The organism is Labrenzia sp. OB1 (assembly GCF_001624695.1).
GTDB lineage: Bacteria > Pseudomonadota > Alphaproteobacteria > Rhizobiales > Stappiaceae > Roseibium.
The window spans coordinates 36,127-58,799 of record NZ_JSEP01000004.1 but is presented as its reverse complement, the minus strand read 5'-3'; the positions used below and the strand labels follow the sequence as shown (position 1 = coordinate 58,799).

Below are 22,673 nucleotides of genomic sequence, written 5' to 3'. Positions count from 1 at the left end.
AACATGCCCGCGGCTATACCTTTTTGGCAGCTTCCAGCCCGCCCGCTGCATAGCGCGGAACGGCGGCCGCGAGGCGAAGGCCCTGCTCCGGATTGGAGGCATTGCCGTCGAGTGCGCGCTTTCCGACCCCCTGGAGGATCGCGCCCATGCGGAAGAAACAGAAGGCGAGATAGAACCCGAAATCCGGAATACCGGGAAGTCCTGTGCGGGCGCAGTAGCTGCCGATGAAGGCTTCGTCCTCCGGCAGGCCCAGCGCTTTCCGGTCGACCCCGGCGAGGCCGCGTCCTTCCGTACCGGGCGGGAGACGCCACTGCATGATCAGCGCTGCGAGATCGGCGAAGGGGTGGCCGATGGTTGAAAGTTCCCAGTCGAGAACGGCAACACAGGCCGGGCCATCTTCGGCAAAGAGCAGATTGTCGATGCGGTAATCGCCGTGAACCAGGGTCCGCATGCCATCCTCCTCCGGAACATTGGCATCCAGCCAGGCGATCAATTCGTCCATGGCCGCAATCTCTCCGGTTTCGCTCGCCCGGTACTGTTTGGTCCAACGGTCGATCTGCCGTCGGTAATAGTTGCCCGAAGGTCCGAAATCCGACAGGCCACGTGCCCGCAGATCGACGCTGTGAATGGCCGCCAGAACGCGGTTCATCTCCTCATAGATAGCTGCCCGCATCTCAAGACCGATATCCGGCAGACGCGGATCGTCGAAGTTGCGTCCCCGAACCAGGCCCATCACGTAAAAGGCGGAGCCGATGACGCTTTCGTCCTCGCACAGGACATGCATGCGGGCAACAGGAACGTCGGACCCGGCAAGAGCCTTTTGCACCCGGAATTCCCGATCGACAGCGTGGGCGGACTTCAGCAGCACGCCGGGCGGCTTGCGGCGCAGGACATAGTCGCCGGATGCCGCATGCAGCCTGTAGGTCGGATTGGACTGGCCTCGGTTGAACTTTTCCGCCCGCAGTGGGCCACGGAACCCGGGCAAGTGCCCTTCTAGCCAGATATCGAGAGCCTCAAGGTCCGGATCCACCGCGCCTGCTGTCATGGTCAGGTCCCGGTATTTGCATATTTGCGCAGCTCCATGCGGGCCACCTGGCGGCGGTGCACCGCATCCGGGCCATCGACAAAACGGAGCGTGCGCAAATTCGTCCACATGGAGGCCAACGGAAAGTCCTGGCTGATGCCGCCGGCACCGTGAAGCTGCATCGCCTCGTCAACGATTTTCAACGCCATCAGCGGAGCCACCACCTTGATCTGGCTGATCCAGGGCTGGGCCGCGCGGGTTCCCTGCGTGTCCATCACCCAGGCGGCCTTCAGGCACAGCAACCGGGCCATCTCGATTTCCATACGCGCATTGGCAATAATGTCGTAATTGCCCCCCAGCTCGGCAAGCTTCCTTCCGAAGGCTTCCCGGCTCAATGCCCGCGCACACAGGATCTCAAGCGCCTTTTCCGCCTGGCCGATGGCGCGCATGCAATGGTGGATGCGGCCGGGGCCAAGCCGTCCCTGCGCCACTTCAAAGCCCCGGCCCTCGCCCAGGACCAGATCTTCCTGCGGCACGCGAACATCGGTGAAGCGGATATGCATGTGGCCGTGCGGGGCATCGTCCGACCCGAAGACCTGCATCGGCCGCAGAACCTCTATCCCCTCCGTGCCCGCCGGAAGCAGAAACATGGAATGACGGCTGTGCTTGTGCGCCTGCGGATCCGTCAGAGCCATGACGATATAGAGCTTGCAGCGCGGGTCGCCCGCCCCGCTCGACCACCATTTCTCGCCGTTCAGAACCCAGTCTTCACCGTCCCTGACCGCAGTCAGGGAAATATTCGTGGCATCGGACGAGGCAACGTCGGGTTCGGTCATCAGATAGGCGGAGCGGATCTCCCCCTCCAGCAGAGGCTTCAACCAGCGTTCCTTGTGGGCCGCGGTGCCGTAGCGTTCCAGCACTTCCATGTTGCCGGTGTCCGGCGCGTTGCAGTTGAAAACCTCCGCCGCGATGCCGACCTTGCCCATTTCTTCCGCAAGATAGGCGTATTCGACGGTTGTCAGTCCGTAGCCATGTTCGCTGCCTGTCAGCCAGAAATTCCACAGGCCGCGTTCCCTGGCCTTTGCTTTCAGCCCATCGAGAATTTCCAGTTGCCGGTCTGTCAGTTGGAAGCGGTCCCCGGAGGGATGACGGCCCACCTCATGGTGAAATTCGACGTCCAGCGGTGCGATCTCGGTCTCGACCATTTTCCGGACCTTTTCGACAAGCGGGCGCACCCTGTCCGAAATACCCAGATCCATGTTTTCTCCCAAGTGCTTGTCCCTTCAAAAATATCTTCAACGCATCCGCCGGATCCCGGCGGGCACAGTTTTCACACCGCACCGGCACCCGGATTGCGGCCTGTGCGCTCACTCATAGGCTTCCTGGAACAGGTCCGGCCCCGTTTCGACATTGATCCCGCCACTGAGAGGCAGGATCGCGCCGGTGACATAGGCGCCGCCGCGTCCGCACAGAAACTGCAGCGCGGCGGCGATATCTTCCGGGCGGCCGACACGGCCAAGCGGCACCTGTGCTCCGACCCGGGAGCGGACTTCCTCATCCGCGGTGGCGAAGGCGGTCATCTTGCTGACGAAGGGCCCGGGGGCCAGCGCATTGACCGTGATGCGTCTTTGCGCGAGCTCCCCGGCGAGTATCCTGGTGAGATGATGCACGGCGGCCTTGGAGGCTGCATAGCTGTAGGCCCTGTCACCGTGCGGCGTTTCGCCCATTACCGAGCCGACATTGACCACCCTTGCGGGATCGTCATCGCTTGCCGCCCGTTCGAGCAGAGGCAAAAGATCCTGCGTCAGCTGGAAAAGCCCGGTGACGTTGACACGCATCACCCGGTCCCAGGCGGCATAAGGAAATTTTCCTAGAGGCATGCCCCAACTGGTCCCGGCATTGTTCATCAGAATGTCGAGGCGGTCACAGCGGGCACCGACACCCTCGACCAGCGCGGCGATTCCCTCTTCGCTGGCGACATCGGCGCCGAAGCCTTCCGCTTTTCCGTCATGACCGAGGGCATTCAGCTCTTCCGCGGCGGTTTTGCAGGCGTCTTCCTTGCGGCTGCAGATCAGGACCCGGGCACCCGCGGCCACAAGGCCCTCGGCGGCCATTCTGCCGATACCTGTCGCCCCGCCGGTCACCAGCGCGGTCTTGCCCGAAAGGCCGAACAGATTGTCCGGCGTCATGCTGCGTGTTGTCATGCGGGCGTCCCTGTAAATTCTTTTCTCAAGGTGAGTTTGGACACCTTGCCGGTCGCCGTCAGCGGCAGCGCTTCCACATAGACGACGTCATCCGGCAATTGCCACTTGGCGACGTGCTCCGCCAGCAGTTTCAGGAGGTCTTCCTTCGGCGGTTCTCCGCCGTCCCTCGCCTGAACGACCAGCAACGGGCGCTCATCCCATTTGGCGTCGGGCACGGCAATAACGGCGCAATTGGCGACACCGCGATGGGACATGACGATGTTTTCCAGAGCCAGCGAACTGATCCATTCCCCACCCGATTTGATCAGGTCCTTGGACCGGTCGGTGATCATCAGGAAGCCATCGGGATCGATGGACGCGATATCCCCGGTGCAGAACCAGCCTTCGTCGTCAAAGGCCGCCTTCGACGCTTCCGGGTTTTCGTAATAGCCGGATGTGATCATGTTGCCGCGCACATGGAGATGCCCGGGTGTGTTGCCGTCATGCGCGAGACGGTTACCCGCGTCGTCGACGATTTTCATCTCGACGCCGAATACCCGCCGGCCCTGCGACTGTTTGCGGTCAATGCGCTGTTCAAGGGGAAGACCGGCAAGCTCCGGCGAGAGGTTGCACTGGGTGCCGAGCGGGCTCATCTCGGTCATGCCCCACGCATGGCAGACATTGACCCCCTTCGTCTCGAAAGCCTCGATCAGCGAGCGCGGCGCGGCTGAGCCGCCGATGACGACGTCGCCGAAACCTTCCGGCAGCCGGCCGCGCCGGTTGATTTCCGCCATCAGTCCGATCCACACCGTCGGCACGCCCCAGGCGGAATAGACTTTCTCGCTGTCCATCAGCTCGAACAGGCTTTTACCGTCCAGCGCCCCGCCCGGAAAGATCAGGCTGGCGCCCGAAAGCGGCGCGCCGTAAGGCAAGCCCCAGGCGTTGACATGAAACAGCGGCACCACGGGCAGGATCCGCCTGCCTTCTCGAAGTGCATCGGGAATGGTCACGCACATGCTTAGGGCATGCAGCACCGTCGAGCGGTGCGAATAGAGCGTGCCCTTGGGAGGGCCGGTCGTGCCGGAGGTGTAGCAAAGCCCCGCCGCCTGATCTTCCGGCAGATCCGGCCAGTCGATCTCCTCCGGTTGGCCTTGCAGCAGTTTTTCATAGCACGACGCGTCTTTCAGAGAAGTCTCGGGCATATGGTCTGGATCGGCCATGATGATGATGCGTAGTTCGTCCGGCAGCTGCGGGCGCAGTTTTTCCAGAAGCGGAACGAAGGTGAGATCGCAGAAAAGCAGGCTGTCCCCGGCGTGATTGACGATATACGTCATCTCCGCCGCCGACAGGCGGGGGTTGATCGTATGGCAGATCGCGCCAACACCGGAGATCGCGTAGTAGAGTTCAAAATGCCGGTAGCCGTTCCAGGCAAGCGTTGCGATCCTGTCACCTTCCTTTACGCCAAGCGCCTTCAGCCCGTGCGCGAGACGTGCGATGCGCCTGGCCGTCTGCCGGTATGTCGTGCGGTGGATATCGCCTTCCGTGCGCACGGAGACGATTTCGCCCGAAGGATATTTTTCTGCCGCGAACGTGATCAGGTCCGCGATTTTCAGCGGACGGTGCATCATCATTCCCTTCATGTGTTTCCTCCCAGAACACGGCTGCTTGCACAGACCTTTAAAGGGTGAGACGTGGACCGTAGCGCGGCTGCCATACCGTGGAAAGGCCCCTTTCGGCGAAACCCTTTGACAGCGCGCCGGTCTTGCGCCAAACCGTTCGGGATCCGACCCGCAGCAGAATGAAGAGACAGAGACCCCTTGATGACCCAGAAACTGGTCATTGCCGTTTGCACGGCGCAACGGCCGAAAATGCTGCAGGCCTGCCTTGAAAGCCTCGACAATCTGATCCAGCCGGAGAAAGCCGAGCTGTCCATCGTCGTTGTCGAAAACGATCCGCAGCCGCATTTCACGGGCAAGGCCGCCGATGACCTGAAAGCCCGGCTCTCGCTGCCGGTGTTCTTCCATCATGAAAGCCGGAAGGGCATTCCCTTTGCGCGCAATACCGCTCTTGAGGCGGCGCTGGAGCACGTTCCGGACTGGGTCGCACTGATCGACGACGACGAGCGCGCCGAACCGGACTGGATCGAAAAGCTTCTGGCGGCCTGCACACAGCACCAAGCCGAGGTCGCGAACGGGCCCGTGCGGCGGATTTATGAAAAGCCCGCGCCGCACTGGTGGAAATCCCAGCTCCTGAAGTCTCGCCCCACAGGCACGGTGATCACCGAGGCGCCGACCAACAACATTCTTTTGAGTGCCCGGATCATCTCAAAAAACGGGCTGGGCCTGCGTTTCGACGAGCGCCTGACCTTCGGCAGCGAGGACATCGACTTCTTCCGCCGCACCCATGTCGCCGGCGCGAAGATGATCTGGGTGGACGACGCCTTCGTGGAAGAGGATATCCCGGCGTCGCGCGTTACCACCGGCAGACTTTTGAGCCGCATGCACATGGCGGCGACTTCAGGCGCCTTCAACATGGTGCTGCGCGAAGGCCGGTTGAAGGCTGCCCTGCATTTCATCCCCAAGAGCACACGGCGGATGTTCTTCGGGCTGCTGGCGACGGTTATCGGGTTCGTGATCAAACCCTTCGCCCGCAAACGCGGAGAAAAGCTGTTCTATTACGGCCTGATCCGCCTGATGAAGGGATCGGGCAACCTGCGCGGCCTCTTCGGCCGGGCGCATAACTACTACGACGTGATCGATGGCCACTGACGGCAAGCCTGGAAAACTCGCACATATTCATCTTGGTGTCGACGGAGGGGCGGAGCGCTTTTTCGTGCGCCTTTCGGCGGCTCTTGCGCGGCGGGGAGTTGAGCAGGTCGCCTTCATTCGCAAGAACCGGCCGTGGCGGGACGAGCTGGCGCGGCATTGCGATGTCCGCGAACTCAGGTTCAGCCGTTCACATCTGAAGCGCCATTTCGTCCGATGGGGTATTTCCCGGCAGATCCGCGCCTTCGGCGCGACCACCACGCTGGGCTGGATGAGCCCGGCAAGCAAATGGATGCCGAAACCCGGCCCCTCGATGCGCACCTTCCTGCGTCTCGGCGACTGGCCGGACGGCTTTCACACCTACGGCAATGTCGAGGATCTGATCGGCAACACCCCGGAAATCATCCGCCAGGCCGTCGAGATGGGCTGGGCTGCGGACAGGGCGCATGTGATCAGCAATTTCGTCGATCCGCTGCCGGAAGATCTCCAACCGGTGAACCGCGCGGATTACAACACGCCGGAAGACGCCACCGTGCTGATCCACCTGGGTCGCTTTGTCGAGCGCAAGCGCTTCGATCTGGCCATCCAGGCAGTGGCGCGCCTACCGGAGCATGTGCATGCGTGGCTGATCGGTGACGGCGACCTTATGGACGACATGAAAGCGCTGGCAAAAACCGAAGGTGTCGAAAGACGCGTTCATTTCCTCGGCTGGCAACGCGATCCCACGCCCTTCCTGAAGGCCGCCGACATCCTGCTCTGCCCGACCGACGCGGAGCCGCTCGGCAACGTCGTCCTGGAAGGCTGGAACGCGGGCCTGCCCGTTGTCGCAACGGCCTCCCCCGGCCCGAGCTGGCTGATCAAAGACGGAAAAACGGGGCTGCTGTCACCTTGCGGGGATGCCGAGGGACTGGCCGGTTCCATTCTCGGAATTCTGGAGACTGAAACCCTTGGAACCGACCTTGCGGCGAACGCGCGGGATTTTCTTGAACGCAATTATTCTGAAGACGCCATCGTGGATGCATACCTGAATTTATTCAAGCAGGACGCCTTGCGCTGAGCGCTCAAGACCGATCCGGTCTTCCGGCAACGTCCGTCACCTTGAAAAATAATAGCTCTTGCCGATGCGCCTTATGATCGAAAAGCCGTCCTCGGCCAGAAACCCGCAAAGATCCTCGATCTTGTCAGCGCCTACGACATGGGGATGCATCTCTATGATGATCTTGTTTATCTTGCGCAGATTGCAGTTTCTGAGCAGATCGATCTCCGCGCCTTCGACATCCATAACGAGAGCCGAAGGGTTGTGGCTTTCAACCACTTCGGAAATCGCGTCGGCGGCAACCCGCGTCGCGCCGCCATGCTTGCGGTCGATCAACGAGGACGAAAGCACCCCTTCGTCAAAAAAGAACTCGACTTCGCCCGGCTCCGTAGCCAGAACCTTGTTGCGCAAATTCGGCCGCATGCCGTTGAGGGCATAGTTCTTTTCGATGACGGGCTTCATGGCCGGGTTGGGTTCGTAGGACAGGATGTTGTCCTGACCGCAAATCCGGGCACAGGCAATGCCGATGAAGCCGATCCCCGCTCCGACTTCCAGAACCCGGTCTGCCGGCATCAGGGCCTCACGGACAAGAAGAAACTCCTGGTTCTCGTAGTTCTTCTGGTAGAGCTGCTTGCGAATACCCTTGGGGACGTCCTGCAGGTCCGCGGTGAGCGTGATGCCATGAAGCTTGATCGTTTTCGGCGCGAGTTTCCGCCTGATCCTGTAGGCAAGCCGGCGTCCGAAGTGTCCGAGCATGTGGGTCGTTTCCTGTTTCAGAAGCCGTTTTGGAGCATTTGGCCCGAGCTGCCCGTTCCGATGTTACGGCCGTGATCTGATTTATTTTCGATGCCGAGGTTGAGGTCGAACCTGAACCGTCACACATGCTTATGCATTGCGCTGTTCTGATCGGCACCGGTTGAATTTTCAGACAACCAGCGCCGGAAGCCGCTGCTCTCCCGCATCAGGCCACAGTCGATAAGCGATTGAACGCCGGAAAACAAGGTACTGCCGGAATAATGCAGCCCTTCAGTGAGCAATCTGCTCATCTGGACATTGTAGTCGAGATAATGCCCGGCATTGTCGGTGTGCTGCTTGCGCTCAAGAGCTTCAAAAACCTTGCTTTCGAAGTCGTCGAGATATTTGAAATGCAACAGGGCGCCCCAATCGGGGGCAACCGCGACCTGCCTGTCGATGCCGTGGACACCGCCGGAAAACCTGTAGCCTGTCTCCCATTTGAGCAGAGGGATCTTGCTCTGTACGGCCGCAGGGCTCGGGAGGGCGTTCTTGACCGGCTTGAACAGCAGGTGGTCGAGCTTCCTGCCGGCTCGGCCTCCAGGCGCGGTGGCACGAAGCGAGAAGAGCGTCGACAGCAGCAGCTTGTCGAAAAAGCTCTGCGGCCGTTTGGCGGCCTGATGAAACAGCCGCTCGCGTGTGCCACCGAAAACATGTCTTTCGGGCGTCTTGTAACGCTTGGCATGACTGCCCTTCAGCGGATTGTAGCGGTAGCCCTCTGCATCGAACCAGGAGCATGTTTTCAGGAAACTCTCGCCCGGCCGGTAGGCAAGTTCCTTCAACGGGCCTTGCGGATACATGTCCACCATCGGGCAGAACAGCGCCCGGAACCCGCCTTCATCCAGATAGGCCGCGAGACTTTCGACCGGAAGATCCGGCCATCCGGGATAGACGAAAAGCTCGTCCACATCGGGAAAGAGAACCCAACGATCCTCAAGGTACCGGTCGCAGAGCAATTGCCGCCACTCGGACTTGTGGTCCTTGTAGGGCTTTTCGGTGAGAATGACGCTGACATCGGGCTGATCCGCCAGCAAAGCGCCCGTCCCGTCCGCAGAGTTGTTGTCGATGACGATGAAATGGCGAACGCCCAACGCGCGATGGTGCTCCAGGAAATACGGAAACCGGAGCGCTTCATTGTAGGCAAGAACCACGGCAATCACGCCATCCGCAGGCAGCTTCAAACTGTCCGCGATTTGCGTGCCGAATGCTTCCCTCAACCGATCGCTGATCTCACCCAATATCGCTCTGCCTTCACCTTGGTTTCAAGTCGCCGGAAAATATGTGTTTTTTGACGCCGCTGTGTCAAAATCGAACCCAAAGCGCTCGATGTCCACTGCATACCAGTCGGCGACGATGCGGATCGTCCGGGGGGTATAGATATCCCGGTAGTCCGCGTGGGAGGCCTTGCTGATATTGCGTCTTTCCAGCTCACTTTCGAAGTTCAAATAGTCTTTCAGTTCCACGCCGAGCCGCTCCTGGCGCAGGACATCAACGGCAACTTCATTGTGCTCGTCCAGCACATAGTCCTCCTGCGGATACCAACCTCCGACCGCACGGTGCCAGAAATACGGCTCAGCGCCCCATTGGTGACGCTCCTCCAGAAATTTTTCGAATTCCGCTTTCGAGAAGTCCGGCGCCACACCGGAATATTCCCGTGTCTGCAGCGCGAACTTGAACCTTGAGACCGTGCGAGACCATGGATTACGCACGATCGCGAAAGGTTTTGTGGCCTTGCGGACCGAAAGGTCAACATCCCTCAACCTGGCGTGTTCATATCCGGGGTTAGTGCCTTTTTGCTCCATGTGGCTTTTGAGCCCATCCGCATAGGCCTTGCTTTTGAGGCGCCTGCGGTTGGCGAGTACCAGTTTTCCCTGGAGCTGGGGAGCTTCGCGAATGGCCATCCCGCCATTTTTGGGAATATGGATGAAGAGGTGTTTCCTGGGCGTCAGCCCCAGCCGCGCGGGTGCGAACTTGAGAAAATTCCTGAGCTGATATTCGTCCATGCTTTCCGTGCTACCATCTGGCCGCGCCTGCCGGACCGCGGCTGCAAATCCGGAACACTTTAACTCGAGTATCTCATCGCGGCGGCCGACCCGGTGGTGCCTTATCGGAAAGCGCAGGACCTGTCCAATTTTCAAGCGGGAAGCCGGGTCAGCTCGGCCGCGCTATTTCGCGTTTCGTTGACCGCACCAGTCAGCGAGTCTAATTAACAGCACGCTTTTCCTGAATCGGGATCGCTGCGGCTGTATCGCCAGACGACGAATTACGGATGGAACCGTTGAGCAAACCCAAAGTCCTAGTCCTGTTTCCCATCTACAATGGCGAAAAAACCATGCGGGAAAGCCTCGATTGCATCGCCAATCAGGACTTCACGGACTTCCGGGCAATCATCGTCGATAACAAGTCGACGGACGGAACCGCGGAGATTGCGCGGGCCTATTGCGAAAAGGATCCCCGCTTCGAGGTGCTGACGCAGGACGAGCATCTTTCCGCGGTGGAGAATTTCATTTTCTGCATGAAATACGGCAAGGAGCACGCGGATTATTTCTGCCTGCGCGCCTGCGATGACCTGTCGAGCGCGAACTTCCTGTCCGAGCTGGTGAAAGCGCTGGATGACAATCCGGACAAGCTGCTCGCCGCTCCGACCGTCAGAAGGGTCAATGGCGACGTCGAACGCGTTTTGCGGCCCGACCCGATCATTTTCGGATATACCGAGTCACTCGCTGGAGGTGTTGTGCCGCGCAGCCTCGCCTATCCTTCGGAATGGTGCTACGGGCTCTGCCGTGCCGAGGGCGGCGCGGATATACTCATCCGGCGCTGGAGCGAATATCCGCATGCCTGGTGCGTCGCATCCTATGTGGTTGCGGAATTCGTGATGCGCGATCTGGCTGTCTGGGCCGAGGATGCCGAGTTCATCTTTGTCGAGGGCTCGGGATCGTTCGAAAAATACGGCGCGAAAACCTTCCTTGGCAAACTGCAGCAGCGGCTGAACTACACGATTGGCTGCTACAAGGTCGTCCACAAGCTGCCGGACATTTCGCTGCGCACCCGGATAAAACTGTTCCGGAGGCTCTGGCGCGACTCGAGGATAAAGACCCGCTACGATCTGGAAGATCATTTTCTGAAAGCCATGAGACTCAGAAAGTAAGCCAAACCTGTTTGCAGCCGGTACCGACCTTGATAGATACGTCGCAAACAATAACCGGGCCGGCGTGCTTATTTCAGTCCTTTGACGGTGTATAAAAATGAAAGCAGTTATTCTGGCCGGTGGATTGGGAACCCGCATCAGCGAAGAATCGCATCTCAAACCCAAACCCATGATCGAGATCGGCGGACGGCCCATTCTCTGGCACATCATGAAGATCTACGCGGCCAACGGGATCACCGAATTCGTCATCTGCTGCGGCTACAAGGGCTATGTGATCAAGGAGTATTTCGCCAACTACTTCCTGCATATGTCGGACGTCACCTTCCACATGGACGAGAACCGCATGGAAGTGCATCGCCGTCAGGCGGAACCCTGGAAGGTCACGCTGGTCGATACCGGCGAAAGCACGATGACGGGCGGGCGCATCAAGCGGGTGGCGGATTATATCGATGACACGTTCTGCCTCACCTACGGGGACGGCGTCGCCGATATCCGGGTCGACCGGCTGGTCGCGCAACACAAGACCAGCGGCCTTGAGGCGACCGTGACCGCCATTCAGCCGCCGGGACGCTACGGATCTCTGGAAATATCGGATGGCCGTGTGGTCAACTTTCTTGAAAAGCCCCTTGGCGACGGCCAGTGGATCAATGGTGGCTATTTCGTCTGCGAGCCTACCGTTCTCTCCCGTATCGACGACGACGACACCCCCTGGGAGGCGAGCCCTCTGGAAAGTCTTGCGAAAGACGGCCAACTGGGCGTCTTCCGTCACGACGGCTACTGGGCCGCCATGGACACGCTCAGGGACAAGAACCAGCTTGAAAAGCTGTGGCAGTCTGGAACAGCGCCCTGGAAGATCTGGTAGATGGCGATGAGCTTCTGGCAAGACAGAAAAGTTCTCCTGACCGGGCATACGGGTTTCAAGGGAGCCTGGCTGAGCGAACTGCTGGTCGGACGGGGCGCCGAGGTTTCCGGCATCGCGCTTCCCCCGGAAGGAGAAAGCAGCCTTTACGCCGATCTGAAACTTGACACCCGGATGAGAAGCACCCTTCTCGACATCCGCGATGCGGATGCGTTGCGGAAGGAAGTCGCCACGATTGCCCCGGACATCGTTCTCCATCTTGCCGCCCAATCCCTGGTCCGGCGCTCCTACAAGGACCCAGTCGGCAACTGGGCGACCAATGTCATGGGCACCGTCCATCTTCTGGACGCGCTGCACAGGCTTGACCGGCAGGTGACGGCCATCGTCGTGACCACCGACAAAGTCTACGAAAATCACGAATGGGCGTATGCCTACCGGGAGAACGACCCTCTGGGCGGTTACGATCCCTATTCGGCCTCCAAGGCGGCCGCCGAACTCGTGTCCGCGAGCTGGCGCCGGTCCTTCGGCGGCGCTGGTTTGAAGATCGCGACGGCCCGGGCTGGCAATGTCATCGGTGGCGGAGACTGGGCGGAGGATCGTCTGGTTCCGGATATCATCCGATCCTTGCAAGCCGGAAAGCCGGCGGAAATCCGCAATCCCGCCTCAATCCGTCCCTGGCAGCATGTTCTCGATCCCCTTGAAGGCTATCTCACGCTGGCCGAGCGCGTGCACTTGGCGGCGGATGCGCGGTTCCAGAGCGGCTATAATTTCGGCCCCGAACCGGCCGATGTCTTTTCGGTCCGGGACCTGGCCGATACCATCCTGAAGCACTGGCCCGGAGACTGGACCGACGCGTCGGAAACCGGTGCCGTCCACGAGGCCGGACGCCTGTCGCTGTCGATCGACAAGGCGCGCTGCGACCTCGGCTGGGCACCTGTCTGGCGGTTCGCGGACGCGATTGAAAAAACAGTCACCTGGTACCGCCAGGTCGCCGAAGGCGCCGATCCGCTTCAGGTTACCCGCGACCAGATCGCCGCGTTCGAGGCCGACAGATGAAGTTCACGCCGCTTACCCTTGACGGCGCTTATCGCGTCGACCTGGAGCGCAGGGGCGACAGCCGGGGGTTTTTCGCGCGATTGTTCTGCCGCGATGAGTTCCGCCAGCTCGGCCTGTCCGAGGCCTGGTCCCAGTTCAACGTGTCCTATAGCGCGGAAAAAGGCACCCTGCGCGGCATGCATTTTCAGCGGCCGCCGAAAGCGGACGCCAAGCTGGTGAAATGCATGCGCGGCACTGTCTTCGACGTGATCGTCGATCTTCGCAGGGGATCGGAGACCTTCGGGCAATGGGCCTCGGTGACGCTCACGGCCAATGGCGGAGAGATGATCTACATCCCCGCCGGGTTCGCGCATGGCTTCCAGACGCTGACGCCGGATGCGGAGCTGCTTTATTTTCACTCCGACAGCTACAGCCCCGAACATGAAGGCGGATTGCATCACGCAGATCCGGACGTCGCCATCGCCTGGCCTCTGGAAATCGGCACGCTTTCCGAACGTGACCGAACCCTGCCGCCCCTGAAGAATGTGGACCCGATTTAATGAGCCAGACCTGCCGTCATTGCGGACGCGACCTGACCCGGCAATTCCTCGACCTCGGCTATGCACCGCCGTCGAACGCCTATCTTGCGGAAGAGGATCTCTCGGCACCGGAACTGACCTATCCGCTGCGCCTGATGGTCTGCGACGGATGTTTTCTGGTGCAGACACAGGACTATACCGACGCCGGCAGCCTGTTCGACAAGGACTATGCCTATTTCTCGTCAACCTCGAAAAGCTGGCTGGCGCATGCGGCCGACTATTGCCGCAAGATCACCGCGCGGCTGGGCCTTGACGACAACAGCTTAGTGGTTGAGACCGCTTCGAACGACGGCTACCTGCTGAAGAATTTCGTCGCGGCCGGCATCCCCTGTCTCGGCATCGAGCCGACAGATTCCACTGCCGCGGCGGCGGAAGCTCTCAGCGTTCCGGTGAAGCGTGAATTCTTCGGTGCGGCGCTGGCCAAAGAGCTCGCAGCCAGCGGAAAGCAGGCCGACCTAGTCATCGGCAACAATGTCTATGCCCATGTTCCGGATATCAACGATTTCACCCGCGGCCTCGCCCAGTTGTTGAAACCTTCCGGCGTTGTGACACTGGAATTTCCGCATCTCATGCGTCTGGTGGAATTCTGCCAGTTCGACACGGTCTATCACGAGCATTTTTCCTATCTTGCCCTTGGAACCGTTTCCCGCATCTTTGCCGCCGCGGGCCTCAGGGTCTTCGATGTCGAAGAGTTGCCGACACATGGCGGCAGCCTGAGGGTCTATGGCTGCCTCGAGGACGCCCCGCATGCGGAAAGCAGCGCGGTTGCGAACGTGCTGTCGGAAGAACGGCGGCGGGGCATTGAAACACCGGAATTCTACGCCTCTTTCCAGCAGCGCGCGGAACGGGTGAAAAACCAGTTCCTGGGTTTTCTGCTGGACGCCAAACGGGACGGCAGGACCGTGGCCGGTTACGGAGCGGCCGCAAAAGGCAACACGCTTTTGAACTTTGCGGGCGTCAGACCTGATCTGCTGCCCTTCGTCTGCGACGGGGCACCGGCAAAACAGGGAAAGTTCCTGCCGGGCAGTCACATTCCGGTCCTGCCGCCGGAGGCGCTGAAAGACCGGCGGCCGGACTATCTGATCATACTGCCGTGGAACATCGCGGAGGAAATCAGAAAGCAGAACGCGGATCTTGCCACCTCCGGCACCAGGTTCGTCACCTTTATTCCCGAAGTCCGGGTGCTTGAAGACAGCCCCTGACACACCGGTTTGCGGCAAGCGCCTTTGACAGGGCGCGGACTTCCGGCATGCTGCTGCGACAGACACAGACCTCCTGAAAGAAACTGGCAACACCGTCCCATGACCCTAGAGATCGACCCGACAGCCCGAATATCGAAACTGGCCGATATCGAAGACAGCGTGCGCGGCTCGGTCATACGGATCGGCGCCCGATCCACAGTTGACAGTTTCGTGAAGATCAAACCAGCCGGAGGCTCCGGTGACGTCGAAATCGGCGAGAATGTCACCCTCAATTCCGGCTGTGTGATTTATTCCGGCCATGGCCTCAGGATCGGCGACAATGTCGCCATCGCGGCCAACTGCACGTTCGCCCCGGTCAATCATGCCTTTGCGAACCGGAGCCGACTGATTGTCGAGCAGGGCTTTCAGCCGAGCCGGGGCGGCATTACGATCGGCGACGATGTATGGATCGGTGCGAACTGCGTGTTTCTCGACGGCGCCGTCGTCAACAGCGGATGTGTGATTGGGGCAGGAACCGTCGTCAGGGGCACCGTTGCGGCCTATACGATCGTCACCGGCAATCCGATGCGCACAATCGGAACGAGGACATGAAGGCTACTGTTTTAGGCGCGAGCGGATTCATCGGCCGGAATATCGTCCGGCATCTTCGGGGGAAGAGCTATGACGTGACAATGCCGGGACGGGCGGAGCTGGCAACGCTCGCAGGCGATCTGGGCCATGTCTTTTACTGCATCGGTATGACCGGCAATTTCAGGAAATACCCTCTCGCAACGGTGGAGGCCCATGCGGGTCTTCTGGCAAGGCTGCTGGAAACGACTTCGTTTGAGTCGTTCCTTTATTTTTCGAGCACCCGGATCTACGGCCAGGCCAGCGGATGCGAAGAGACTGCGGAAGACGCCCCGATCGGCGTGACGCCGTCGGCCGACACGACCTATGACCTTTCGAAAATGCTGGGCGAGGCACTTTGCCTTGCTACGCCGGGGGTTCGCGTTGTCCGTCTGTCGAATGTTTACGGACCGGACCAGAGCCAGAGCACTTTCCTCGGATCCCTTTTGCGGGATCTGCTAACGGCGGGACGTGCGGAGATTCTGGAATCCGCCGGATCTTCAAAGGACTATGTTTCCGTCGAAGACGTCGTGGCGATGGCCGAGAGGATCGCGCAATCGGGCCGGCAGCGGATCTACAATATCGCCAGCGGCACGCAGACCCGTCACGGCGACATTGCCCGCACACTCAAGCAGGAAGGCTATTCGTGCTCCTTCCGGCCCGGTGGCGAATGCAGAGCCTTTCCCGCGATCAACATCGACAGACTTCAGAGCGAGTTTGATTTCTCGCCAAGAAAACTCATCGAGGACCTGCCTTCGCTGCTACGCGTGGCGGGCAACGGCCCGACCTATTCAGGAGTTGAACAATGAACAACAACAATCCGGTCACAGAATTTGAGAGCGAGCGGGAAACCCGGATTTCCGGCTATGCCGGACAGGAAGAGTGGAAGACCCTTTCCCGCGACTGGATGAAGACCGCCTTCGACGAAAAATACATGTACAATTTCGCTTGGGGCGGGCGGCCAATCATACAGCTCCCAACGGACATGGTCGTCTTCCAGGAAATCGTCTGGGCGACCAAACCGGATCTGATCATCGAGACAGGGATCGCACATGGCGGTTCGCTGATCATGAGCGCCTCGCTGCTCGCGATGCTGGATTATTGCGAGGCGGTTGAAACCGGCGGTGTCGTCGATCCCAAAGCCGTCAAAAGGCGCGTACTCGGAATCGATATCGAAATCAGGTCGCATAACAGGGAGGTGATCGAGGCCCATCCCATGTCGTCCAAGATCGACATGTTCGAAGGATCCTCCATTGAAGACGCGATGATCCAGCGGGTGGCCGAATATGCCGGAAACTACGAGCGCATCCTAGTGTGCCTCGACAGCAATCACACCCATGAGCATGTGCTGGCCGAACTGAATGCCTATGCCGGACTGGCCACGAAAGACAGCTATTGTCTCGTCTTCGATACGGTGATCGAGGATCTGCCGGAAGGCACTTTTCCGGACCGGCCGTGGGCGCCAGGCAACAATGCCAAGACAGCCGTTCACGAGTTCCTGAAATCGCATCCGGAATTTTCAATCGACCAGAGCATCAACAACAAGCTGCTGATATCGGCGGCACCCGACGGCTGGCTGAAACGGGTAAAATAGGCGGGCGGGCGAAACAGACAGAGGGATCCGCGTCAGCGCCGCAGGTTGATCTGGTGGTGCCTGATGCCGATTTCCCAGGACTGGCCGTTCATCGGTTCGCCGTCCAGATTGAACTGCACGCTGTCCTCGGTCTGGATGGTGACGTTGCGCACCTTCTTTTGAATAAGGGCGTTGTTCAGACCTTCAGCGCCGCTGTCCAGAAGCATGGTCAAAAGGTCGATCGCGCGGCCGGAGGTGGGGAAAGGCAGGATGGTCAGGTCCAGCAAACCGTCGTCGAGTTTGGCGTGGGGACACAGACGGATGCCGCCGCCTGCGCGCTGGCCGTTGCCGATGGCAAGGGCCAGGAATGCGCCTTCCCAGGTGAAGTCCTCGGCCTCGATCCGGGCTTCACAGGCCGCCAGTTCGGAAAAGCGCTGCAGGCCGGTGAACAGATAGGCGGCCCCGCCCAGAACCTTCTTGAGGTTGGGGTCGGTTTCTGACGTCACACGGGTCCCGAAACCGCCGGTGGCCATGTTCACGAACACGCAGCCGTTCACCTCGCCGATATCTGTCGGCCTGGCGTCCGCCTGCGCTGCAAAGCGCAGGCAGGACAGAATGTCGTCGGCATCCAGATCTATCTGGGCGGCAAAATCATTGGCAGTGCCAAGCGGAAGCACCGCAAAGGCGAAGGGAGGCCTTTCGTCTGCGGCCAACTCGTGCAGCGTCGCATCCACCACCTCGTTCAAGGTGCCGTCGCCTCCACCGCTGACAAGCGTGTCGATTCGTTCGCTCGCGTGATCGTGCAACGCCTCCCTGACAAGGCGGGGGATGTCACCGGGCTCGTAGGTTGTCCGAACGGACACTTCGTGTCCCATGGACCGCACCGCGTTCACGGCCTCACGTACATCGTTCCGGCCCGCCGACTTGCCGTTCAGGATCAGGCGCAGATGCTGCTTGTTCAATTGCTTCTCCCCCAGGAAAGCCCCGCGCTCGGGTGAACAGCGGACGTTCCGACACTTCCAAATTTCTCAACCTGGCAACATGGCTTCACGATCTGCCCGAGCCATTCTAGCCTCTTCCATAAGCCACTTCCGGAAGGCCGCCACCACGGGCCGGATGGTCCGCCCCTCCGGATAAACGAAATAATAGGCCGTCTGCTGGTCCAGCGACAGGTCAAACAGGCGCACGAGACGTCCCGAGGCCAATTCGGTCTCAACGAAGAACCGCGGAATCAACGCTGCGCCCGCATGATGAATCGCCGCCTCGGAGATCATTACGAACTGCTCGAACCGCGCGCCCTGGAACGCCGTATCCGTTTCGACCCCCGCCAGATCGAACCAGTGGCGCCAGGCAAGAGGCCTGGTTGCCAGTTGCAGGCGCGGGACACGCGCCAGGTCGGCCGGTGTGCGGATCTCGTACCGGTCCCTGAAAGCGCGCGAGGCTACAGGGATGACTTCCTCGTCGAACAATCGTTCCGCGATGGCTCCGGCCCAGACCGGATCGCCGTGATGAATGGCGCCGTCGAACGGTTCCTCTTCGAAATCGAAGGGCTGCAGACGAACACTCAGGTTCAAGCCGGCGTCCGGATGGCGGCGGGCGAAATCCGCCAGGCGCGGCGCCAGCCAGCGGGTTCCGAATGTCGGCAGCACGGCCAGATTCAGAACATCGGCGCTGCCGGCATAGGACATCACCTGCCGCGTCGCGGAGGTCATCTGTTCCAGCGCGCCACGGATGTCGTGCAGATAGATCCGGCCGGCATCGGTCAGAACGATGCGCTGGCGCACACGGCGGAACAGCTCGACGCCGAGACGGTCCTCCAGATGGCGGACCTGCTTGGACACCGCCCCTTGCGTCAGGTGAAGCTCCTCTGCCGCCCGGGTGAAGCTCAAATGCCGGGCGGCGCACTCGAAAGCGATCAGGGTGTCCGCCGGCGGGACGAAGGCACGTCGCACGAAGTCTTCTCCACTTCATTCCATTTTGTCATGAATGATGGAGCAGCTTTCGCTTTTCTGCAAATGAAATTACGGCAAAACTGGATGGTACAGAATGAACCCGGCTGATCACAGGCCGACAGACATGGGCTGAGGCGACCAGCCCGGGAGAAACTCATGAACGCTTCGGCACAGGTAAAATCATCGCCCTCCGGCGGCGGCACATTCAACTGGCAGGACCCGTTCCACCTGCGCGATCAGCTCAAGGAAGACGAACAGCTCATCCAGGACACCGCCCGCGCTTATGCGCAGGAGAAGCTGCAGCCGCGCGTTATCGACGCCTACCGCGAAGAGAAGACAGACCGGGACATCTTCAACGAAATGGGCGCGCTTGGCCTGCTGGGCGTCACGCTTCCGGAAGAATACGGTTGCGCGGGCGCTTCCTATGTCGCCTATGGCGTGGTTGCCCGGGAAATCGAGCGCGTCGACAGCGGTTACCGCTCGATGATGAGCGTTCAGTCCTCTCTGGTGATGTATCCGATCTATGCCTATGGCTCCGAGGAGCAGCGACAGAAATTCCTGCCGAAACTGGCTTCCGGAGAATTTGTCGGCTGTTTCGGCCTGACTGAACCGGATGCGGGCTCCGACCCGGCCGGAATGCGCACCCGTGCGGAAAAGATCGACGGCGGCTACAGGCTGACCGGTTCGAAAATGTGGATTTCCAACTCACCGATCGCCGATGTGTTCGTGGTCTGGGCGAAATCGGAAGCCCATGACGGCGCCATTCGTGGCTTCGTGCTGGAAAAAGGCATGAAGGGCCTCAGCGCCCCGAAGATCGGCGGCAAGCTTTCCCTGCGCGCCTCGATCACCGGCGAAATCGTCATGGACCGTGTCGAGGTGGGTGAGGATGCGCTGCTGCCGAACGTCTCCGGTCTCAAGGGGCCGTTCGGCTGCCTCAACCGCGCCCGATACGGCATTTCCTGGGGCTCCATGGGCGCGGCGGAAGACTGCTGGATGCGGGCCCGCCAGTACGGTCTCGATCGTGAACAGTTCGGACGCCCGCTGGCCCAGACCCAGCTCTTCCAGAAGAAGCTCGCCGACATGCAGACCGAGATCACGCTCGGGCTGCAGGCGGCCCTGCGGGTCGGTCAGCTCTTCGACGCAGGCCAGGCCTCCCCGGAAATGATCTCGCTGATCAAGCGCAACAATTGCGGCAAGGCGCTGGATATTGCCCGGCAGGCCCGCGACATGCACGGCGGCAACGGCATCCAGGAGGAATATCATGTCATGCGCCACTCCCAGAATCTGGAAACCGTCAACACCTATGAAGGCACGCATGATGTCCATGCGCTGATCCTCGGGCGCGCCCAGACCGGCCTGCAGGGCTTCTTCTGATCCGGCTTGCGATCCGGAACCCACAGCGGACGGACCAGATGTCCGTCCGCCCACCCTTATCGGCGTTCTCCTGAACGCGGGATGGCCAAGGAGGCAGCATGGCGGAGCGGACTGCGGATGTCGTTGTCATTGGCGGAGCCGTCATGGGATCCTCCGTCGCCTGCCATCTTGCCGGGCGGGAGGATTTCAAGGGCCGCATCCTTGTCGTTGAAGCCGATCCCGCCTATGAGACCTGCGCCTCGGCCCGGTCGGCGGCGTCCATCCGCCAGCAGTTCTCCACGGCCATCAACATCGAAATATCGCTATACGGCATCCGTTTCCTGAGGGAGGTTGGCGCGACGCTCGAAGTGAACGCGGAACGCCCCGCGATCGACCTGCACGAGGGCGGCTACCTGTTTCTGGCAACGCCGGACAAGGTGGATATCCTTGAAGAGAACCACAGGCTGCAGCGGGATCTCGGGGCAGATATCGGAATTTTCGACCCGGCCGGACTCCAGCAAAAATTCCCGTGGCTGGACGTCTCGGACCTGGCAGCCGGCTGTCACGGCTTGAGCGGGGAAGGCTGGTTCGACGGCTATGGCCTGATGCAGGCTTTCCGGAAAAAGGCCCGCGCGCTCGGAGTAGAGTATATCGCGGCGCAAGCCTCGGTGGACGCCACCGGTGGCGGGGACTGGCGGACAAGGCTTTCAAACGGAGAAACCGTAACGGCGCCCGTCGTCGTGAACTGCGCGGGCGCGGCCGGAGGTACGGAGATCTGCAGGCAGGCGGGGCTGGAGGTTCCGGTCGTGCCGCGCAAGCGCTGCGTCTTCACCTTCGACTGCCGGGAGAAACTGGATCGCTTTCCGCTGCTGATCGATCCGACCGGCACCTATGTGCGCCCGGAAGGCACCGGCTATATCTGCGGATCGGCGCCGCCTGCGGACAGGGACCCGGATTGTTCCGATTTCGAAGTCGACCATGTTCTCTTTGAAGAGCATATATGGCCGGTCCTTGCCGCGCGTGTACCGGCTTTCGAGGCCATCCGTCCGGGGCCTTCATGGGCAGGCAGCTACGACATGAACCTGTTCGATCACAATGCCTTCATCGGCGCGGTTCCAGGCATGAAAGGCTTCTATCTGGCGCTGGGATTTTCCGGCCACGGATTGCAACAGTCGCCCGCCGTCGGCCGGGGTCTGGCGGAGCTGATTGCCACAGGTGCCTATCAGAGCCTGGATCTGTCGCCCCTGTCGATCGAGCGGCTCGCGACGCAAAGGCCGATCCTTGAAAGAAATGTCGTCTGATCGGCCGGGTGCGGCGACACTCCGGAGTTTGTTGGGCCTTATTCCGCCACAAGAAGCGGCGTGACCGGGCCGTTTTTCACATCCGCGAGCCGGGAACCGGAAACTTTCGGCAAGTCCAGGGAATCTGCCGAAACGATATCCGGCTGGCGATCCGCTGAGACGCCGCTGGCGCAGACGTTCTGCAGAACGCTGTTCCTGTTTTCAGGACAACCTGTATCGGGCGGCGTATCCGCATCCAGTTTCGGCAGCCGAGCCGCAGGTTTCGTGCCGGTGTCTCCCGTTCGCTCCACCCAATCGACAACGCCGGACATCGTTTGCGCAAGGACCGCGCTCAAACGGGCGATCCTTGTCTTGTCCGGCTCGAAGGGAGGGGTTTCATGGCGTAGATAGGCCCGCTGCGCCAGAAGCAGGGTCACTACATGAATCCCCCGGTTAGGCCGCCCGTAGGAGCGTTCAATGAAGCCACCGCCTGCAAACCCGTCCACACCGACGGAATAGTCCTCATGGTCCCTGAAGGTGCCGACAAGCTGATCGCGGAGACCGGGATCACAGGATGTGCCCCCGGAACCACCAATACTGATCAGGGGCAGTCCGGTGTCGGTCACACCCTTGATATGGGAACGCATGGACTGGCAGTTGACGATGACAATCTTGTTGTGTTTGCGCAGCAACCGGTCGATCTGTTTGCGCAATGCCCTGTGAAACGGCATGCAAAACAACAGCGAACGCTGTTCGATCTCCGTCGGGCCGGGCTCCTCGCCCGCCTGGTAGATCCTCTTTCCGTCAAGGGTCGTGACCGGGCACAGGGCAACGGCCGGATCCCGGGCCTCGCTGACCGGTGTCTGCGGGTCTTTATCGACGTCAATAACATAACGGGAAATCGAAGAGCGAAGCAGGGTCGCATCCAGATCCGCGTGAAACCCGAAGACCCGCTCGATCCGCCAGGACAAATCCGTCTGCAGCCGCCCCGTTGCGTTCAGCCTGTTCAGCACAGCATCCGGGATTTCCGTTCCGCTGTGAGGCAGGCACAGAATGAGCGGGCTTTGTCCTTCTTCAACCAGGATCATGTTGGAACGCCTAACCGACGAGAGCGATTGACGTCTAACTTGAAGAAATTACTTTAGGGAAACAACCCATTTTCTTTTGCCAATGAGCCAAATCAATGCATATAACAATCGATAAATTCCATTTTATCTATATAAATCAATTTCTTGTATACGTTAAAATCAAGCCGCATTCACACTT

General features: G+C 60.4%; 22 protein-coding genes. 12 read left to right on the top strand and 10 right to left on the bottom strand.

Annotated elements, in window-relative coordinates:
- Positions 1–13: 13 nt before the first annotated feature.
- The 4 genes from OA90_RS06865 to OA90_RS06850 all read right to left on the bottom strand — a co-directional run bounded on the left by OA90_RS06865 (position 14) and on the right by OA90_RS06850 (position 4,847).
- A complete protein-coding gene (locus OA90_RS06865) occupies positions 14–1,045 on the bottom strand; it encodes a phosphotransferase family protein (RefSeq protein WP_068408902.1) in 1,032 nt (343 codons plus the stop codon).
- A gap of 2 nt (positions 1,046–1,047) precedes the next feature.
- Positions 1,048–2,283: an acyl-CoA dehydrogenase family protein gene (locus OA90_RS06860; RefSeq protein ID WP_068408900.1), complete on the bottom strand. Its 1,236-nt coding sequence runs from the start codon at positions 2,281–2,283 to the stop codon at positions 1,048–1,050.
- 108 nt (positions 2,284–2,391) lie between these two features.
- Entirely contained in the window at positions 2,392–3,213 is an 822-nt protein-coding gene (locus OA90_RS06855) for an SDR family NAD(P)-dependent oxidoreductase (RefSeq protein WP_068409202.1), read from the bottom strand.
- An 11-nt stretch (positions 3,214–3,224) separates the two neighbouring features.
- Positions 3,225–4,847, bottom strand: coding sequence for a long-chain fatty acid--CoA ligase (locus tag OA90_RS06850; protein WP_068408899.1), 1,623 nt, complete (start codon positions 4,845–4,847; stop codon positions 3,225–3,227).
- Between the two features lie 180 nt (positions 4,848–5,027).
- Between OA90_RS06850 and OA90_RS06845 the strand changes: the two genes are divergently transcribed.
- Positions 5,028–5,975, top strand: a complete 948-nt coding sequence (locus OA90_RS06845; protein ID WP_068408897.1) for a glycosyltransferase family 2 protein — start codon at positions 5,028–5,030, stop codon at positions 5,973–5,975.
- Positions 5,965–7,029, top strand: a complete 1,065-nt coding sequence (locus OA90_RS06840; protein WP_068408895.1) for a glycosyltransferase — start codon at positions 5,965–5,967, stop codon at positions 7,027–7,029. The genes OA90_RS06845 and OA90_RS06840 overlap by 11 nt, the downstream gene beginning before the upstream one ends.
- A 36-nt stretch (positions 7,030–7,065) precedes the next feature.
- On the opposite strand, the gene OA90_RS06835 is transcribed toward OA90_RS06840, so the two are convergent.
- From OA90_RS06835 to OA90_RS06825, 3 genes are all read right to left on the bottom strand, one after another.
- Positions 7,066–7,764 carry an FkbM family methyltransferase gene (locus OA90_RS06835; protein ID WP_068408893.1) on the bottom strand — a complete coding sequence of 233 codons (699 nt, stop codon included), beginning with the start codon at positions 7,762–7,764 and terminating at the stop codon, positions 7,066–7,068.
- A 119-nt stretch (positions 7,765–7,883) separates the two neighbouring features.
- Positions 7,884–9,038 (bottom strand): glycosyltransferase family 2 protein, encoded by a 1,155-nt coding sequence (locus OA90_RS06830; protein ID WP_068408891.1) that lies wholly within the window; start codon positions 9,036–9,038, stop codon positions 7,884–7,886.
- Between the two features lie 24 nt (positions 9,039–9,062).
- Positions 9,063–9,803, bottom strand: coding sequence for a sulfotransferase family 2 domain-containing protein (locus tag OA90_RS06825; RefSeq protein ID WP_068408889.1), 741 nt, complete (start codon positions 9,801–9,803; stop codon positions 9,063–9,065).
- A gap of 275 nt (positions 9,804–10,078) precedes the next feature.
- Here OA90_RS06825 and OA90_RS06820 point away from each other — a divergent pair, with 275 nt between their 5' ends.
- The 8 genes from OA90_RS06820 (at position 10,079) to OA90_RS06785 (ending at position 16,843) form a co-directional block, all read left to right on the top strand.
- Positions 10,079–10,948: a glycosyltransferase family 2 protein gene (locus tag OA90_RS06820; RefSeq protein ID WP_156510413.1), complete on the top strand. Its 870-nt coding sequence runs from the start codon at positions 10,079–10,081 to the stop codon at positions 10,946–10,948.
- Between the two features lie 97 nt (positions 10,949–11,045).
- On the top strand, positions 11,046–11,810 hold the full coding sequence (rfbF, locus tag OA90_RS06815; RefSeq protein WP_068408887.1) for a glucose-1-phosphate cytidylyltransferase: 765 nt from the start codon (positions 11,046–11,048) through the stop codon (positions 11,808–11,810).
- Between the two features lie 6 nt (positions 11,811–11,816).
- The gene (rfbG, locus tag OA90_RS06810) at positions 11,817–12,863 is read left to right on the top strand and encodes a CDP-glucose 4,6-dehydratase (protein WP_068409198.1); all 1,047 of its coding nucleotides are present in this window, start codon (positions 11,817–11,819) and stop codon (positions 12,861–12,863) included.
- Positions 12,860–13,402, top strand: coding sequence for a dTDP-4-dehydrorhamnose 3,5-epimerase (rfbC, locus tag OA90_RS06805; RefSeq protein ID WP_068408885.1), 543 nt, complete (start codon positions 12,860–12,862; stop codon positions 13,400–13,402). The genes rfbG and rfbC overlap by 4 nt, the downstream gene beginning before the upstream one ends.
- A complete protein-coding gene (locus OA90_RS06800) occupies positions 13,402–14,643 on the top strand; it encodes a class I SAM-dependent methyltransferase (protein WP_068408883.1) in 1,242 nt (413 codons plus the stop codon). Before rfbC ends, OA90_RS06800 begins: the two co-directional genes overlap by 1 nt.
- A 99-nt stretch (positions 14,644–14,742) precedes the next feature.
- Complete coding sequence (locus OA90_RS06795) at positions 14,743–15,234, top strand: acyltransferase (RefSeq protein ID WP_068408881.1); 492 nt, start codon at positions 14,743–14,745, stop codon at positions 15,232–15,234.
- Positions 15,231–16,058, top strand: coding sequence for an NAD-dependent epimerase/dehydratase family protein (locus tag OA90_RS06790; RefSeq protein WP_068408879.1), 828 nt, complete (start codon positions 15,231–15,233; stop codon positions 16,056–16,058). The genes OA90_RS06795 and OA90_RS06790 overlap by 4 nt, the downstream gene beginning before the upstream one ends.
- A complete protein-coding gene (locus OA90_RS06785; protein ID WP_068408877.1) occupies positions 16,055–16,843 on the top strand; it encodes a cephalosporin hydroxylase family protein in 789 nt (262 codons plus the stop codon). Before OA90_RS06790 ends, OA90_RS06785 begins: the two co-directional genes overlap by 4 nt.
- Before the next feature lie 32 nt (positions 16,844–16,875).
- On the opposite strand, the gene yegS is transcribed toward OA90_RS06785, so the two are convergent.
- Positions 16,876–17,784 (bottom strand): lipid kinase YegS, encoded by a 909-nt coding sequence (gene yegS / locus OA90_RS06780; RefSeq protein ID WP_068408875.1) that lies wholly within the window; start codon positions 17,782–17,784, stop codon positions 16,876–16,878.
- Positions 17,785–17,850: 66 nt separating this feature from the next.
- Entirely contained in the window at positions 17,851–18,774 is a 924-nt protein-coding gene (gene gcvA, locus OA90_RS06775; RefSeq protein WP_068408873.1) for a transcriptional regulator GcvA, read from the bottom strand.
- Positions 18,775–18,930: 156 nt separating this feature from the next.
- On the opposite strand from gcvA, the gene OA90_RS06770 reads away from it, so the two are divergent.
- Complete coding sequence (locus OA90_RS06770) at positions 18,931–20,148, top strand: acyl-CoA dehydrogenase (protein WP_068408871.1); 1,218 nt, start codon at positions 18,931–18,933, stop codon at positions 20,146–20,148.
- Positions 20,149–20,246: 98 nt separating this feature from the next.
- The gene (locus OA90_RS06765; RefSeq protein ID WP_068408869.1) at positions 20,247–21,428 is read left to right on the top strand and encodes an FAD-binding oxidoreductase; all 1,182 of its coding nucleotides are present in this window, start codon (positions 20,247–20,249) and stop codon (positions 21,426–21,428) included.
- A gap of 38 nt (positions 21,429–21,466) precedes the next feature.
- On the opposite strand, the gene OA90_RS06760 is transcribed toward OA90_RS06765, so the two are convergent.
- Complete coding sequence (locus OA90_RS06760; protein ID WP_068408868.1) at positions 21,467–22,495, bottom strand: N-formylglutamate amidohydrolase; 1,029 nt, start codon at positions 22,493–22,495, stop codon at positions 21,467–21,469.
- Between the last annotated feature and the right edge of the window lie 178 nt (positions 22,496–22,673).

Bases quoted from the DNA above. Each gene is read 5' to 3' on its own strand.
- OA90_RS06865 (WP_068408902.1), bottom strand. From the start codon at position 1,045: ATGACAGCAGGCGCGGTGGATCCGGACCTTGAGGCTCTCGATATCTGG.
- OA90_RS06860 (WP_068408900.1), bottom strand. From the start codon at position 2,283: ATGGATCTGGGTATTTCGGACAGGGTGCGCCCGCTTGTCGAAAAGGTC.
- OA90_RS06855 (WP_068409202.1), bottom strand. From the start codon at position 3,213: ATGACGCCGGACAATCTGTTCGGCCTTTCGGGCAAGACCGCGCTGGTG.
- OA90_RS06850 (WP_068408899.1), bottom strand. From the start codon at position 4,847: ATGAAGGGAATGATGATGCACCGTCCGCTGAAAATCGCGGACCTGATC.
- OA90_RS06845 (WP_068408897.1), top strand. From the start codon at position 5,028: ATGACCCAGAAACTGGTCATTGCCGTTTGCACGGCGCAACGGCCGAAA.
- OA90_RS06840 (WP_068408895.1), top strand. From the start codon at position 5,965: ATGGCCACTGACGGCAAGCCTGGAAAACTCGCACATATTCATCTTGGT.
- OA90_RS06835 (WP_068408893.1), bottom strand. From the start codon at position 7,764: ATGCTCGGACACTTCGGACGCCGGCTTGCCTACAGGATCAGGCGGAAA.
- OA90_RS06825 (WP_068408889.1), bottom strand. From the start codon at position 9,803: ATGGACGAATATCAGCTCAGGAATTTTCTCAAGTTCGCACCCGCGCGG.
- rfbF (WP_068408887.1), top strand. From the start codon at position 11,046: ATGAAAGCAGTTATTCTGGCCGGTGGATTGGGAACCCGCATCAGCGAA.
- rfbG (WP_068409198.1), top strand. From the start codon at position 11,817: ATGAGCTTCTGGCAAGACAGAAAAGTTCTCCTGACCGGGCATACGGGT.
- rfbC (WP_068408885.1), top strand. From the start codon at position 12,860: ATGAAGTTCACGCCGCTTACCCTTGACGGCGCTTATCGCGTCGACCTG.
- OA90_RS06800 (WP_068408883.1), top strand. From the start codon at position 13,402: ATGAGCCAGACCTGCCGTCATTGCGGACGCGACCTGACCCGGCAATTC.
- OA90_RS06795 (WP_068408881.1), top strand. From the start codon at position 14,743: ATGACCCTAGAGATCGACCCGACAGCCCGAATATCGAAACTGGCCGAT.
- OA90_RS06790 (WP_068408879.1), top strand. From the start codon at position 15,231: ATGAAGGCTACTGTTTTAGGCGCGAGCGGATTCATCGGCCGGAATATC.
- OA90_RS06785 (WP_068408877.1), top strand. From the start codon at position 16,055: ATGAACAACAACAATCCGGTCACAGAATTTGAGAGCGAGCGGGAAACC.
- OA90_RS06770 (WP_068408871.1), top strand. From the start codon at position 18,931: ATGAACGCTTCGGCACAGGTAAAATCATCGCCCTCCGGCGGCGGCACA.
- OA90_RS06765 (WP_068408869.1), top strand. From the start codon at position 20,247: ATGGCGGAGCGGACTGCGGATGTCGTTGTCATTGGCGGAGCCGTCATG.
- OA90_RS06760 (WP_068408868.1), bottom strand. From the start codon at position 22,495: ATGATCCTGGTTGAAGAAGGACAAAGCCCGCTCATTCTGTGCCTGCCT.